This window comes from Pedobacter sp. (genome assembly GCF_965249885.1).
In the GTDB taxonomy this organism is placed as follows: Bacteria; Bacteroidota; Bacteroidia; order Sphingobacteriales; family Sphingobacteriaceae; genus Pedobacter.
The window spans coordinates 764,642-779,196 of record NZ_OZ252254.1 but is presented as its reverse complement, the minus strand read 5'-3'; the positions used below and the strand labels follow the sequence as shown (position 1 = coordinate 779,196).

The following is a 14,555-nucleotide window of genomic DNA, read 5'->3' as shown; positions in this document are numbered from 1 at the left end:
TTTGAACTAAGGTAACAAGCACTAACCAAGTATAAGGTAAATGGAGAAAAAATTTTTAGCTGCCATTGCTGTAGTAGCTTGGTTTGCTTTAATTGGTCAGTTTTATTTGCAATTCAATAGTGGAGTTGCACCTAAAGCGGAATTATTGGTAAGGTTTTTTAGCTATTTTACCATCCAAAGTAATTTACTTATTGCCATAGCAAGCACATCAGTAAGTTTATTCTCTAACACTATTTTTGGAGAATTTTTTAAAAAGCATACCACCAAAACGGCACTAACAGTATATATTTTGGTAGTGGCACTTGTTTACAACGTGGTATTAAGGTTTTTATGGACATTCACTGGTTGGGGAGCTTTGGTGAATGAACTATTACACGTAGTTGTACCGTTGCTGTTTTTAATTTATTGGTGTTCGTTTGTCGTAAAGCGCTTTTTAAAATGGAGCAATTTGTGGTGGTGGCTTTGTTATCCGCTAGTTTATTGTATAGTTGTAATGCTTCGAGGTAATTATAGCGGTTTTTATCCTTATCCGTTTTTAAATATAGATAAGTTGGGCTTGCAAAATGTATTGGTTAATTGTTTAGCAGTTACTGCATTGTTCGCTATACTTTCTATTTTATTTATTGCCATTGGTAAGTGGCAAGCTAAAAAGATAGGGCATTAGTTTAAAGGTTAAAACAAAAAATACCTTTGAGGTTTTTATTAGTATTATTTTAAAAAAATGGAATCACAAAAAAAAGAAATATTTGAAAATGTTGCTCAGCGTTTAAAATTAGAAGGATTTAACGTAGTAACTAGAGATGAAAGTAGACCGTGGGGTGGTTTTTTTGTAATCGACGAAGCCCAAGCCCAACAATTCGCGGATACCTATTTTGATGGCTTAGACGTAGATACGCTAAAAATTGGCGGAAAATTGAGCCCTAAAGTTTTAATAGTAGCTCCCAATGCTAGATTGTCTTGGCAATACCATCACCGCAGGGCGGAAATTTGGCAGGTGGTAAGTGGTACAGTGGGCATTAAAATCAGCGAAACTGATGAAGAAGGAGAGTTGAAAAGTTACGTTCCAGGAAACCAGATTAAATTGCACCAAGGTGAGCGCCATCGCTTAATTGGTTTAGATGATTGGGGCGTAGTAGCCGAAATATGGCAGCATACCGATGCTCAAAATCCTTCAGATGAAGATGATATTGTACGTGTTCAGGACGATTTCGGTAGATAGGTATATTTGAAAAAAAATGCCTTTAATTTTTAAAGGCATTTTTTTGTTAAATGGAAAAGTTTTTATTCTTATAGAAAAACGTCTTTACTGTTTTTGCATAAAGTTGATAGTTCTTTGCTTGCATAAATAAGTCGATGCTCGATCCAATCATTTCTTGTATCTCCAACTCATTTTCTAAAAGGATCATTTTGGGTTGATACTTTTCCCAATTATTAGATTTTAACACCTGAAAGTCTAATCCTTCAACATCAATAGTTAAAAAATCTATTGCCCTCCCTTCAGGCAAATATTTATCTAAAATATCGGTTAACGTTCTAGTTTCAATATCAACCACTTTCTGCACATTATATATTTCCTTCTTAGAGCGTTCTTCAGCCATTTCTTTCGAAAAAGTGTTCAAAGCAGGTTCATTAAATATGTAATAGCTTAACACTTCTTTTTTGTCCGAAACCGGTATCTCTAAGTTGATGTCTTCTGGCCTAATTTTATTAAATTCAATCATGCTTTGAGGCATTGCATCAATGTTAATGCCTCTCCAACCTAGTTTGTAAAATTTAAATGTGTTGGAAAAACGCTGAGGGTGCAGCGCTCCTACGTCTATGAAAAAACCATCAGTTTGATTTTCAAATATTCTTGCCAATAACAAGTCTTCACCTTCTTGCGAATAAGATTCATTCAGAAATGGTAGATTCTGTTTTTTGCTATTAACTAAGTTTTTTATAATACGCCTTAAACCCATCAATTAAAAGATTTGCTCAAATATAGGGAATTATGTTGTTTTTGGTTGTAGCCTTAGCAATGTAAGTTGTTAGTTACTAATTAATGAACTATGTAATTTAATGGTTAATAGATAGGTATTCATCTAGTATTTGCTTAGCTTTGCAGTTTTCGGCAGTAAAATAACTGCCTCTAATTTCGTATGATCATATTATTTTTCTTTTTGGCTCACTGGTTTTTGTCGTTGTTTAGCCAAACCTTTTTCCTACACCGTTATTCGTCACATAAAATGTTTAAGATGAATAAATTTTGGGAACGTTTCTTTTATCTCATTTTGTTAATTTCACAAGGTTCCTCCTTTTTAAATCCTAGAGCCTATGCGATACTTCACCGCATGCATCATGCCTACAGCGATACGGAAAAGGATCCGCATTCGCCGCATTTTTTTAGGGATGTTTTTGGGATGATGATTGCTACCAAAAATATGTACTTGGCTTATTTACTTCACCGTATTGAACCAGAACCTGCTTTTAAAGGCAATTATCCTGAGTGGCCAATTATAGACAGGATTGGTGATTCATGGTTATGGAGATTAGCTTGTGCAGCGTTCTACATTTGGTTTTACGTTACGTTTGCTACACAATGGTGGATGTTTTTACTGTTGCCAATCCACTTTTTAATGGGGCCTATTCATGGAGCTGTTGTAAACTGGTGCGGGCATAAATACGGCTACTCCAACCACGATAATGATGACCACAGTAAAAACTCACTTCCTTGGGACTTTTTGCTGATGGGCGAGTTATTTCAAAATAACCATCATAAGAAGCCAAATTCTCCAAACTTCGCTACTAAGTGGTGGGAATTCGATCCTACTTATCCGATGATGAAAGTGATGCACTGGCTCAAAATTATTACGATAAGAAAGGTCTGATCCATCTATTTTATGAATTATAAATCATTTGTTTTATTTCAAATTTCGTTCCTGCTTTTTGTTTCTAACTCAAAAGCACAAATTAATGAAAGCAATTCATATGATGGTCCTTACGTAATTTATAAAGGGAAACAAATTCTAATAAAAGAAGCCAATCATTTGCCTAACGGGGTAACGGTTGAAGAGAAGTTGTATGATCTAAAAGAAAAGCAAAAGGTAATTGTTAAAATACGTTTTTCAAATGATCCGAAAAAGGATTTTGAAGTAAAGCTAAAATCTTCAATCAATCCAGAGCCCAGCGTTTCGCAGCAGCCTGCTAAAGTACTATTTCTTTCAGATATAGAAGGTGAATTTGATGCATTTAGAAATATATTACTTGTCAATAAGGTAATCAACGAACGTTACGAATGGACTTTTGGAACTGGGAGGTTGGTGATTTGTGGTGATTTGTTTGATAGGGGAAAAGAGGTGCCGGCTACGTTGTGGTTGCTATACAAATTGGAAGAACAAGCAAAGTCAAAAGGCGGATATGTACATGTCATATTAGGTAATCATGATATCATGAATTTAGCTGGCAACCTAAAATACTTAGATCCGAAATACTTGCTATCGGCAGAAGCAATGAGTTATCCATATACCGAACTTTATAATGAAAACACTGAACTTGGTAGGTGGCTTAGAAGTAAAAATCTAGTAGAAAAGATTGGCGATAATTTGTGTTTACATGGCGGTGTTTCTCCAGAAATCAACTCTTTAAACTTAAGCGTTGAGCAAATCAATACAATTTCTAGACCGTACATTGGCTGGAAAGATCTAAAGAATACGGTTAAAGACGATAATATTCTTAAAATTTTTAACAGTACTTTGGGTTTGTTTTGGTACAGGGGATATTTTAAAGAGCCTGCTATAGATGAAGCGATAATCGATGAAACGCTAAATCAGCATAAGGTTAAAAGAATAATAATTGGCCATACCATCACTAAAACTAACGTTGGATTTTACTTTGGCGGTAAAGTGCTTGGCGTTGATGTTAACCAACACGAAAATCAACATGAAGCGGCCCTATTCGAAAACGGTAAATGGTACAAGGTAGATTTAACGGGCGAAAAAAAACCTATTAACGTTTATTAATAGGTTTTCTGAGTTTTATCTTCTGCTCTTGTGAAATTTCTTCTTTTTGTTGCTACTAGCTGCCGCATTGCCTTTTGAATCTTTTTGTGGCTTACGGCTAACTTCTTTTTTAGCTAACATGGCTTGCCAGCTCAAAGGATAAGGATGGTTATCAATAATCGGAATTGTTCTTTTGATTAACTTTTGAATATCAATTAAGTATTCATTCTCTTCTGCATCAACAAATGATAGTGCGTTTCCATTAGCACCAGCCCTACCAGTACGACCAATGCGGTGTACATAGGTTTCAGGGATGTTGGGTAGGTCGTAGTTAAAAACATGGGTTAAATCATCAATGTCGATACCACGAGCAGCAATATCTGTAGCCACCAAAACCCTTAGTTTTCTTTCTTTAAACTCTGTTAAAGCTCTTTGTCTGGCACCTTGTGACTTGTCTCCGTGTATAGCTGCCGCCTTAATCCCATCTTTTGCTAAGTCTCTAGCAATTCGATCTGCACCGTGTTTAGTACGGGTGAAAATCAAGGTATGATCTATTTTCATTTCATCCAGTAGGTGCTTCAACAACTTTCTTTTGTCTGGTTTATCCACAAAATACACAGATTGGTTGATAGTTTCAGCGGTGGATGAAACTGGTGTAACTTCTACAGTAACTGGGTCTTTTAAGATCGTATTGGCTAATTTTTCGATTTCCGGTGGCATAGTCGCCGAAAAGAACAAAGTTTGTCTTTTAAATGGCAGTTTGCTTACTACTTTCTTCACATCGTTGATGAACCCCATGTCCAACATACGGTCGGCCTCGTCAAGAACGAAAATTTCAATTTCGCTTAAATTGATATGGCCTTGGTTCATCAAGTCGAGCAAACGGCCTGGAGTAGCCACTAAAACGTCAACTCCTTTTCTAAGTGCATCAACTTGTGGTTGTTGTCCTACGCCACCAAAAATCACAGTATTTTTTACTGGCAAATTTTTTCCGTATGCATTGAAGCTTTCCTGAATTTGAATAGCAAGTTCTCTGGTAGGGGTTAATACCAGTGCTTTAATGGCTTTTTTATTGCTTTTTAAATGCCTCATGTGCAAAATTTGCAGCATTGGTATAGCAAAAGCAGCAGTTTTTCCAGTGCCTGTTTGGGCGCAACCCAATAAATCTTTCAGTTTTAATATGCTTGGAATTGCCTTTTCTTGAATAGGTGTAGGTTGCGTGTATCCTTCGGATTCCACGGCTTTTAATATAGGCTCAATTAGCCTTAATTGCGAAAATAACATCGTTTTTTTAGTAAAAATTAAAAAATAAAAAGTAAAAAAATAAAGTATGTTTTGCACGCTTTATCCATTACTATCGAAGAAGCTAGAACAATCATTTTTGAGAAGGACTAACTTGCGAGTTGCTTTAATGATTAAAGAAATTCAGCTTCGAGCGGTAAAGATAGGTAAAATTAATTGGATTGCATTTTTAATGTTTTTGGAAACGTTTGGCAGCGTTTCATAGCAGTTTTTAGCCCCGCTTTCCACTATAGCCCTCGTACCTCGGGGCTGCCGTTGCAATCGGGTTTAATATCGAAGAAATCGAAGTTTTTAAGATTTCGGAGGTGTTAGAATTGGCTGGGCCGCTAACACTCACCATCTTTTAATTGAAATATTAAGTTAAATTTTTAATCAGCTTTAGGAAATGTTTGATTAAGGATTATAAATCCTTCGATACTGCTTCCAGATTGCAAATCTGGAAGAGCGAAATTTAAGTCTTTCGGAAGTACTTTCAGACGATATATCTGTAAAACAAAAGAGTTAAGGACTTGTAGATAAGAAATTGTAGGTAATGCTTACGAAGTTTCAAAAACTTCGCAAGTATTACTTTCATGCTTTTGTTAATCTAAAATTTCTTTTGGTATAATCTTTTCGATTAGCATTTTCATCTTAGCGTTATCAACCGTTATAAATTTCCAGTTTTTCTGATTGTCAGTTGAGCTTGCGACAATTTCTTTAGTGGCGTTTATTTTGAAAAACTCAGTACTTTTATCATACTGTACGTTTCCTTTTCCAAACTTTGCCTCAAACGAAGCTATCATAGCGGAAATTGTATTTTCATCCTTTTCAACTCCTTCAAACCGCATTTCTATTAACGAAAGGACTTTAAATTTAGAATAGTAAATATTATTAATTTTTCTAAAATCACCAATCTCCAAAATCTGAGGTATGGAAATTTTATATTGGATATTGGGCATATTGTAAACTGCCTCCATTAACTTTTTCATACCCTCCTTTGGAAATATTTCGAAGAGTTTTGGATTTAAATAATCTAAAGCGTTTTCAATCTTCTTTTCGGTAATAAGCTTACTATAGATTAAGAAATCTCTTTCGAGAGTTTGTGTGGCATTCTGCGCAGTTACGATTTTTACACTCAAAAACAAACTGACAATGAGCATTAATTTTTTCATTAGGATTAAATTTATTTTAAATAGAACTAAACTAATTATGTAATATATGATAATTTTTGATTGGCTAGCTGTAGCTTTATGATGAATGAAGTTGGGTTTTGTTTGAAACTATTCTTAATACTTGCCTACAATCTTTTTTCGCTAGTTTTTAAATCGTATTTAATGCTTGCTCCAAATCTCTAATAATATATTCAGGCTCTTCTAAACCAATATATATCCTGATTAGCACGTGTCTCGGATTATTACTATCAAAATCAGCTTTGCTAACTCCTGCTGCGGCTGGAATGATCAAACTCTCGTAACCACCCCATGAAACTGCCATGAGGATGTGCTTTAGGTTATTGCAAAAATTTTCTATCGTTTCTACGCCTGCATCTTTAAGAACTACACTAAACAGTCCGCCGCAAGCTTTCATTTGCTTTTTGGCCAAAGCAAGTTGCTGGTTGTTTGCACTAAATGGATGTAGTACTTTTTCTACTTTAGGATGCTGCTCTAAATAAGCGATTACCTTGTTGGCATTGGCTGTAATCCTTTCTAAGCGGATGGGTAAGGTGCGTAAGCTTCTCAGTAATAGCCATGCATTTTGAGGAGCCACTGAAGCGCCAATATTCATATATTCCTTTTCGAAGATTTTTTTGAGCAGTTCTTTTTTGCCAGTGACCACGCCAGCAACTACATCGCTATGGCCGGCAAGGTATTTAGTAGCTGATTGTGCAACTAAGTCAATGCCGTATTTAATAGGTTGTTGGTAAAGCGGAGAGCAATAGCTGTTATCAATCATAGTGATGATGCCGTGGGCTTTTGCAATTTTGGCAATGGCTTCTAAGTCCTGTACTTCAAAACTAAAAGTGTTCGGCGACTCAAGATAAATTAACTTAGTTTTTTCCGTTATTGCGTTTTCAATAGCTGAAATGTCACTTCCGTTTACAAAAGTGGTTTTCACCCCAAATTTTGGCAGTAAATCCTTAAATAATTTGATGGTCCAACTGTAAGGATTTTCTACGCAAACCACTTCATCGCCTTGCGCTAGTAAAGACAATACAGGAATACTGATTGCCGCAATGCCACTGCCAAAAACCAGTGCATCTTCGGCACCATCTAGCGCAGCTAATTTCTTCCTTAAAATGTCAATAGTGGGATTAAATCCTCTAGAGTACAAATTACCTTGAAATTCATCACTTAACGCTTGTCTAAAATCTTCTACGGTATTGAATTTAAAATTACTGGTTTGAATAATTGGCGGTGCAATGGCATTAAAATATTGCTCACGTTCTTCACCAAGTTCATTGAGTATGTAAGAAATATCCATTCAGTTAAAAGTATAAAGTCAAAAGTTGAAGCACCGTTCAGTGGCAAGCATTAACCTTGTTTTGTCGCTCTTCTGCTAAAAAGTTTTTGGATGAAATAAATCGCTACGAAGCCAATAAAAATATAAATCCCATTCAAGGCTGCATGAGGATCATCATTATAAATACTAATGGCAACAAATAGATAAGCCGCTATAAAAATGACTGGCATTACCGGATAGAGTTTCATCGTATAAATGGTGTTTTTATCCAGGTGAGCCGTTTTTTTACGCAAATAGAAAATAGTAGCCGCAGAAAAAATCATTCCGGCACCATCCATAAAAATAGTATAGTTTAATATTTTATCGAAAGTTTTTGCATAAAACAAAGTGAAGATGGAAAGGATGGTGAAAATGGTCAAGCTTACTACCATTACGTCATTTTTCTTGGTTTTTTTGGTGAAAGCTTTAGGGAGTGCGCCTTCTTCGCCCATGGCATACATCGCCCTTGGGTTACTCAATAAATTCACATTTACATAACCTAATACAGAAAGAAAGATCAGCACCGAAAGAATGGTAAAGCCAGTTGGACCAAATATTTGTCCTGCTAAAATAGCAGCAATACTCTGTGCGCTTTTCAGTTGCTCAAAACCAATAACTTTAACGTAAGCGTAGTTAATGGCCATGTACAAGGTGATGATGATTCCCAAACCAACCAATATGGATCTAGGAATTACGGTTTTGGCTTCCTTAGCTTCGCCGCCAAAGTTGATCGTTTGTTGGTATCCGCCAAAGCTGAAAGAAACTGCAATTAGGCAGATTCCTAGTGCTTTTCCATAGTCGCTCCAAGTAGCAGGCATTCCGCTGCCAGTACTAAAAACGGAAGGGAGCTGTTGCGTTTGGCCTCCGAAGAAAACAGCACATATTAAAGTAATTACCATTACTAGCTTAATGATGGTAAGTACGTTTTGGGTTCTGGAACTGGTTTTTAATCCAAGTAAATTAATGGTATAGAAGATGATAATACTCACCAAACCAATTAGTATGCGATAATCATTGGTTTGCATTTCTGTTGGAAAAAGCGCCTTGTTGAGGTACTCGGCACCAATTAAGGAAACGCCAGCCACCGATGCGGCATTGCTCACTACAATAATACAGTTGATGGCAAAAGCAATGGACGGATGGTAACAAACCGAAAAAATTTTGTAATAACCACCCGTTACTGGATAGCGAGAACCAATTTCCGCGTAAGTTAATGCACCACATAAAGCAACAAAGCCGCCTACTATCCAAGCTAGAAAAAACAGTTCAGGAATTTGCGCTTTTGCAGCAACGTTCACGGGAGTTCTAAATATTCCCATCCCTATCACTAGGCTTACTACAATCATCGACAAATCGAATAGGGAAAGTTGTTTTTTCTCGGAGCTCATTTGAGTTTCTAGTTTGTTGGTTTAGTGGATGCGTAAAGTTATTACAATGCCCAATTTAACAATAAAAAACTGCTCGGCAATTTCATCATCAAAAAAAATACAAGAGCACTGGCTTAAATTGTTTAAATGTGGAAATCTAAAAGCCAAAACCAATCGAAATTAATTAAATTTGTAGATTCAGCGTTACATTCAGTAAACATCGGAAAGCATTATGGCAGAACCTATCTACAACGAAGACAGTATTAAATCCTTAGATTGGCAAGAGCACATCCGCCGTAGACCGGGGATGTATATTGGTAAGTTGGGCGACGGCTCGGCCCAGGATGACGGTATTTACGTTTTGTTAAAGGAAATTATTGATAATTCCATTGACGAATTTATGATGGGCGCTGGTAAAACCATTGATATCAGTTTGCATGAACATAAAGTAATTGTACGAGATTACGGTCGTGGTATCCCCTTGGGAAAAGTGATTGACTGCGTTTCGAAAATGAACACTGGTGGTAAATATGATAGCAATGCCTTTCAAAAATCAGTGGGAATGAACGGTGTTGGTACCAAAGCGGTAAACGCGTTATCCACTATTTTTGTGGTACAAAGTTATCGTGATGGTAAAAGCAAAAAGGTAGAATTTAGCAAAGGATTGGTAACTACTGAACATCCTGAAATTGAAACTACACAGCGAAATGGAACGTCCATCACTTTTTATCCAGACGAAACTATTTTCAGAAACTACCGTTATATTCCTGATTTTGTAGAGAGTATGATTTGGAACTATGTGTTCCTTAACACAGGCTTAACTATCAATTTTAACGGTCAAAAGTACTTCTCTGAACGGGGGTTGTATGATTTGTTGTCGCGTCAAAATAAGCCAGAAGAAATCAGATATCCTATCATTCATTTAAAAGGCAATGATATTGAAGTGGCGATGACCCATGGGCAGCAATATGGTGAAGATTACCACTCGTTTGTAAATGGGCAGTACACCACACAAGGCGGTACGCACCAGGCAGCATTTCGTGAGGCAGTAGTAAAAACCATTAGAGAGTATTACAATAAGGATTATGATGCTTCCGATATCAGGGCTTCTATCATCGCTGCTATTGCTATCAGGGTGCAGGAGCCAGTTTTCGAGTCGCAAACAAAAACTAAGCTAGGTTCAGAAAGAGTAGCACCTGAGGGCCAAACTGTACGTACTTTTGTGAATGATTTCTTAAAGAAGGAACTGGACGATTACCTACACAAACATAAAGAAGTTGCTGACGCAATTGAGGCTCGAATTAAGCAATCTGAACGCGAACGTAAGGATATAGCTGGCATCAAGAAATTAGCGAATGATAGAGCTAAAAAGGCATCTCTGCACAATAAAAAACTACGTGATTGCAAAGCACATTTCAATACAAACCACGAACGCAGGTACGAAACAACTTTGTTTATTACCGAGGGTGATTCAGCCTCTGGATCAATTACTAAATCCAGAGATGTAGAAACACAAGCGGTATTTTCGTTAAAAGGCAAACCTTTGAATTGTTACGAGCTTACTAAAAAAGTAGTTTATGAAAATGAAGAGTTCAATTTGCTGCAACACGCACTTAATATCGAAGACGGTTTAGAGGGTCTACATTATAACAACATCGTAATTGCTACTGATGCCGATGTGGATGGGATGCATATCCGTTTGTTAATGATGACTTTCTTTTTGCAATTTTTTCCTGATTTGGTAAAGGCAGGGCACGTGTATATTCTTCAAACACCTTTGTTTAGGGTGAGAAATAAAAAAGAAACCATCTATTGCTACAGCGATGAAGAGCGCCGCAATGCTATAGAAAAGTTGGGCGGAAAGCCGGAGATTACCCGTTTCAAAGGCCTAGGTGAAATTTCTCCAGATGAGTTTGGTTTATTTATTGGTAAAGATATCCGCTTGGATCCTGTAATATTAAAAGAACAAACTATCAAAAGCTTGTTAGAATACTATATGGGTAAAAATACTCCAGATAGACAGCAACATATCATCAAGAACCTACGCATCGAAAAAGACGAAATCGATAAAGAAGACGTTGAAGATGAAAATTTGGAAGTGGCTTAATAAGGCCTTTCTTTTTTCAGCCGCAACATACATTAAATACGATAACTAATCCAGCCTCAGTTATCGTATTTAATTTTTTCATTAATTATATTTGCAATACTATTTACCTATTTAAAGCAACAGTTGCTTCTATGTGCTTGTGCTTTAATAAATTATTATTGCATGGCTACCAACTCAACTAAAAGCACTTTCAGATATGGGCTTACGGTAATACTAATATTGGCCCTTTTTATCGCCGCTACTTTCTTTTACATCCAAAACTATCGTGTCAGTTCACTTTCTGCAGATGTGGATGAACTTCATTCCATCGAAACAGACTATACATATTTAGATACCTGCGTGTTGATTCTCTATCGTGCAGACAATAACGGTCGCTTGTTTGAAGCAACTGGCAATGTTGCTTACATGAAACAATATTCATGTGAAATTGCTCGACTGTCGGCTGTTTTGGATAGCCTTAAAATAAGCGAGAATACTAAACAGAATTCTCAAATTATAAAAGGTTTAGTTGAACAGAAAAGATCGAAAACGGAAATTTATCTCAGGCTTCGACGCCTTACTGACAGTTTAATTCTAAAAAGTTCAGGTATCGATACGCTTAAGGAACGGAATTATATCAAAGGTTTCGAACTTGTTAAAGGCAATTTTAAAACGATGACCACCATTGATACCGTAAAGCCTAAACAAGAGGAAGCGAAGCAGAAGGGGCTTTTTGGTAGATTGGCCGCTGCAATTTCAAAAAAGAAATTAAAAAAAGATTCATCGGTAGTTTTAGTAAGGAAGGAAATTACTTTAGATACCTCGCTGTCCAGTAGAAATTATAACCAATTACAGTTGCGAAACATCAATTCCTATTTTCGCAACCTATATAATAAACGAGAATTACTTAATGCCCGAGAGATTGAAATTCTACACATCAATTCAAGAATCATCAATGAAATTGTTTCGTTGCTCCAAAATTTTAAGCAGAGTGAAGCCGCTTTTGTAGCCGATGCTAAAAGCAAGATCCACAACAATTTGGAACAAACTTTTAACAGTATTAGTAATAGCTATAGTTTAATTTTTGTGTTGCTAGTATTGCTCGTAGCGGTGATTTTATTTAATCTCCTAAGCATCTATAGAAATGAAATTAAGTTGTTTGATTACGGTCAAAAGGCCTCCCAATACGCTCAATCTAAAAGTAGGTTTTTGGCAAACATGAGTCATGAAATACGTACTCCCCTCAATTCGGTAATTGGTTTTTCGGAGCAGCTGAGTCAAGAAAATTTATCTATTCAGCAAAAGCAACAGGTAGAAGCCATCAAAACATCCTCAGAAATATTGCTAGATATTGTCAATGATATTTTAGATTTTTCTAAATATGAGATAGGCAAGATTAATTTTGATAAGGTTGCATTTGTGCCATTTGACGCTATCAACGAAGTAATTAATAGCATAGCAATACAGGCATCAAGAAAAGGTATCAACTTAGAAAAGCAGTTTTCTTTTAAGGACAATTTGATAATACAGGGTGATTCGCTCAAATTAAAGCAACTGGTAATGAACCTGCTAAGTAATGCCATCAAGTTCACAGATAAAGGATCGGTTACTTTAAAGGCTGATATGTTGACGGATTCAAAGAAAGCATGTGTTTTACGAATTCAGGTGATAGATACAGGTATTGGAATTGATGAAAAGGATATTGCATTGATCTTCGAAGAATTTGCTCAGGTGGATTATTCGTTAACGAAAAACTCACACAAAGGTACAGGCTTGGGATTGGCGATTTGTAAGAAGATAGTGGAACTACAACATGGGCATATTAGTGTAAGCAGCAAAATAGGAGAGGGTTCCAATTTTACCTTTGAGATACCTTATGAATTTTGCGAGAATAGAAATACGAGCAAAAAGGAACTAATTATTACGGATATAGATCTTCTGGCTGGAAAGCGAGCTTTGTTGGTTGATGATAATAAGATGAATGTAATGCTTGCACAAACCGTATTACGAAGATACCATATGTTTGTAGATACGGCATCTAATGGTGCCGAAGCCTATGATCTGTTCGAGAGCAACAAATACGACTTGTTACTTACCGATGTACAAATGCCGGTAATGAGTGGATTAGAGCTTACTCGCAAAGTTCGCTCATCAAATGACAACGAAAAAGCACAAACGCCCATTTTGGGCATCACTGCAAATGTTATAGAAGAAGATCGACTGCGATATTTAGCCGCGGGAATGAATGATTTAGTTTTAAAGCCTTATTCTGAAAAAGAATTGATTAATAAAATGATATGCTTTGTTAAAAAGTAATTCATTAAACTTTTTTATCTGGCGAAATTGTATCTTCTGGATGTTGCGGTGGTAGTTCAGTTACTTCCTTTTCAACAACAATGGTTTTTAAGTGAACGGCATATTTTGATGGAGAAATGCCCGTATCAAATTTTTCTGCGTAAGCTTGCGTAAATTCTGCTCCAAAGTATAATATAACCGCGGTATAGTATATCCAAACCAAAATTACAATGACAGAACTTGCTGCTCCAAAAGCAGAACCTGGATTGCCTTTTTCGATATAAATTCCAATGAGATACTTGCCTAAACTAAATAGCAGGGCAGTAAAAAGCGCACCTACTAGCGCAGGTTTCCATTTTAAATTAACATCAGGCAATACTTTAAATATAATTGCAAATATGGTAGTTACCACTGCCAAGGTTAGCGCATTGGTAATGATAATCATCAACCAACCTGACACTTCTTCAATACCAATTTTTGCAGCGTAAACATCTAATTTGCTGCCAATACCAACAACTATACTATTTACCACTAATGAAACTAACAATAGGAAGCCAAGTGAAGCAATTAGAGAGAAAGATAGGAGCCTATTGGTAAGGAGCTTTTTCCAACCTTTTTTAGGTACGGCTTTCACTTTCCATATCAAGTTAATACTGTCTTGAATTTCGATGAATATAGCCGTTGAACCGATAATTAAAGTAGCAATACCTACAATTAATCCAAAAGTACTTTTGCCTGAAAGGTTGGCATTGTCAACAAAAGCACGAAGTTGATTGGCAGCGTTCACACCTATCATTTCGCTTATTTCGCCAAATAATTTTGTATTCGGATCCATGCTGTCACCTAAAAAAAGTGACGCTGAAGAGATGATGATGATAATTAATGGTGTTAACGAAAATATGGTATAATAAGCCAATGCAGCACTCAATTTCATTATTCTATCTTCTGCGAACCCTTTTCCTGCGGCAATAAACAAACCGTAGGTGTGCACAAAAAAGTTCTTTATTTTCAAAGGTGTTTTCTTCATCATAAACTATAAACTAGATTGAA

General features: G+C 36.3%; 12 protein-coding genes. 6 read left to right on the top strand and 6 right to left on the bottom strand.

Annotated features, from left to right (window positions below; all coding sequences use genetic code 11):
- Positions 1–40: 40 nt before the first annotated feature.
- Together ACY2A0_RS03275 and ACY2A0_RS03270 are read left to right on the top strand one after the other, a co-directional pair.
- Positions 41–664, top strand: a complete 624-nt coding sequence (locus tag ACY2A0_RS03275; protein WP_461788180.1) for a Pr6Pr family membrane protein — start codon at positions 41–43, stop codon at positions 662–664.
- A 57-nt stretch (positions 665–721) separates the two neighbouring features.
- A complete protein-coding gene (locus ACY2A0_RS03270; RefSeq protein ID WP_461788179.1) occupies positions 722–1,219 on the top strand; it encodes a cupin domain-containing protein in 498 nt (165 codons plus the stop codon).
- A 46-nt stretch (positions 1,220–1,265) separates the two neighbouring features.
- Here ACY2A0_RS03270 and ACY2A0_RS03265 read toward each other — a convergent pair whose 3' ends face one another.
- Entirely contained in the window at positions 1,266–1,958 is a 693-nt protein-coding gene (locus ACY2A0_RS03265) for an FkbM family methyltransferase (protein WP_461788178.1), read from the bottom strand.
- Between the two features lie 180 nt (positions 1,959–2,138).
- Here ACY2A0_RS03265 and ACY2A0_RS03260 point away from each other — a divergent pair, with 180 nt between their 5' ends.
- Positions 2,139–2,867: an acyl-CoA desaturase gene (locus ACY2A0_RS03260; RefSeq protein WP_461788177.1), complete on the top strand. Its 729-nt coding sequence runs from the start codon at positions 2,139–2,141 to the stop codon at positions 2,865–2,867.
- 12 nt (positions 2,868–2,879) lie between these two features.
- Positions 2,880–3,998: a metallophosphoesterase gene (locus tag ACY2A0_RS03255; protein ID WP_461788176.1), complete on the top strand. Its 1,119-nt coding sequence runs from the start codon at positions 2,880–2,882 to the stop codon at positions 3,996–3,998.
- A 15-nt stretch (positions 3,999–4,013) separates the two neighbouring features.
- Here the strand turns inward: ACY2A0_RS03255 and ACY2A0_RS03250 are convergent, their stop codons facing one another.
- The 4 genes from ACY2A0_RS03250 to ACY2A0_RS03235 all read right to left on the bottom strand — a co-directional run bounded on the left by ACY2A0_RS03250 (position 4,014) and on the right by ACY2A0_RS03235 (position 9,145).
- A complete protein-coding gene (locus tag ACY2A0_RS03250; protein WP_461788175.1) occupies positions 4,014–5,261 on the bottom strand; it encodes a DEAD/DEAH box helicase in 1,248 nt (415 codons plus the stop codon).
- A 599-nt stretch (positions 5,262–5,860) separates the two neighbouring features.
- Positions 5,861–6,430, bottom strand: a complete 570-nt coding sequence (locus tag ACY2A0_RS03245; RefSeq protein WP_461788174.1) for a hypothetical protein — start codon at positions 6,428–6,430, stop codon at positions 5,861–5,863.
- A gap of 148 nt (positions 6,431–6,578) precedes the next feature.
- Positions 6,579–7,739 carry a trans-sulfuration enzyme family protein gene (locus ACY2A0_RS03240; protein ID WP_461788173.1) on the bottom strand — a complete coding sequence of 387 codons (1,161 nt, stop codon included), beginning with the start codon at positions 7,737–7,739 and terminating at the stop codon, positions 6,579–6,581.
- Between the two features lie 50 nt (positions 7,740–7,789).
- The gene (locus tag ACY2A0_RS03235) at positions 7,790–9,145 is read right to left on the bottom strand and encodes an APC family permease (protein WP_461788172.1); all 1,356 of its coding nucleotides are present in this window, start codon (positions 9,143–9,145) and stop codon (positions 7,790–7,792) included.
- Between the two features lie 211 nt (positions 9,146–9,356).
- Here ACY2A0_RS03235 and ACY2A0_RS03230 point away from each other — a divergent pair, with 211 nt between their 5' ends.
- Both ACY2A0_RS03230 and ACY2A0_RS03225 read left to right on the top strand, forming a co-directional pair.
- Positions 9,357–11,231 (top strand): DNA topoisomerase IV subunit B, encoded by a 1,875-nt coding sequence (locus ACY2A0_RS03230; RefSeq protein ID WP_461788171.1) that lies wholly within the window; start codon positions 9,357–9,359, stop codon positions 11,229–11,231.
- Positions 11,232–11,393: 162 nt separating this feature from the next.
- The gene (locus ACY2A0_RS03225) at positions 11,394–13,526 is read left to right on the top strand and encodes an ATP-binding protein (protein ID WP_461788170.1); all 2,133 of its coding nucleotides are present in this window, start codon (positions 11,394–11,396) and stop codon (positions 13,524–13,526) included.
- A gap of 4 nt (positions 13,527–13,530) precedes the next feature.
- Here the strand turns inward: ACY2A0_RS03225 and ACY2A0_RS03220 are convergent, their stop codons facing one another.
- A complete protein-coding gene (locus tag ACY2A0_RS03220) occupies positions 13,531–14,532 on the bottom strand; it encodes a YihY/virulence factor BrkB family protein (RefSeq protein WP_461791027.1) in 1,002 nt (333 codons plus the stop codon).
- Positions 14,533–14,555 lie beyond the last annotated feature (23 nt).

Coding starts and splice junctions, on each gene's coding strand:
- ACY2A0_RS03220 (WP_461791027.1), bottom strand. CDS start 14,532: ATGAAGAAAACACCTTTGAAAATAAAGAACTTTTTTGTGCACACCTAC.
- ACY2A0_RS03230 (WP_461788171.1), top strand. CDS start 9,357: ATGGCAGAACCTATCTACAACGAAGACAGTATTAAATCCTTAGATTGG.
- ACY2A0_RS03250 (WP_461788175.1), bottom strand. CDS start 5,261: ATGTTATTTTCGCAATTAAGGCTAATTGAGCCTATATTAAAAGCCGTG.
- ACY2A0_RS03270 (WP_461788179.1), top strand. CDS start 722: ATGGAATCACAAAAAAAAGAAATATTTGAAAATGTTGCTCAGCGTTTA.
- ACY2A0_RS03235 (WP_461788172.1), bottom strand. CDS start 9,145: ATGAGCTCCGAGAAAAAACAACTTTCCCTATTCGATTTGTCGATGATT.
- ACY2A0_RS03225 (WP_461788170.1), top strand. CDS start 11,394: ATGGCTACCAACTCAACTAAAAGCACTTTCAGATATGGGCTTACGGTA.
- ACY2A0_RS03255 (WP_461788176.1), top strand. CDS start 2,880: ATGAATTATAAATCATTTGTTTTATTTCAAATTTCGTTCCTGCTTTTT.
- ACY2A0_RS03260 (WP_461788177.1), top strand. CDS start 2,139: ATGATCATATTATTTTTCTTTTTGGCTCACTGGTTTTTGTCGTTGTTT.
- ACY2A0_RS03240 (WP_461788173.1), bottom strand. CDS start 7,739: ATGGATATTTCTTACATACTCAATGAACTTGGTGAAGAACGTGAGCAA.
- ACY2A0_RS03245 (WP_461788174.1), bottom strand. CDS start 6,430: ATGAAAAAATTAATGCTCATTGTCAGTTTGTTTTTGAGTGTAAAAATC.
- ACY2A0_RS03275 (WP_461788180.1), top strand. CDS start 41: ATGGAGAAAAAATTTTTAGCTGCCATTGCTGTAGTAGCTTGGTTTGCT.
- ACY2A0_RS03265 (WP_461788178.1), bottom strand. CDS start 1,958: ATGGGTTTAAGGCGTATTATAAAAAACTTAGTTAATAGCAAAAAACAG.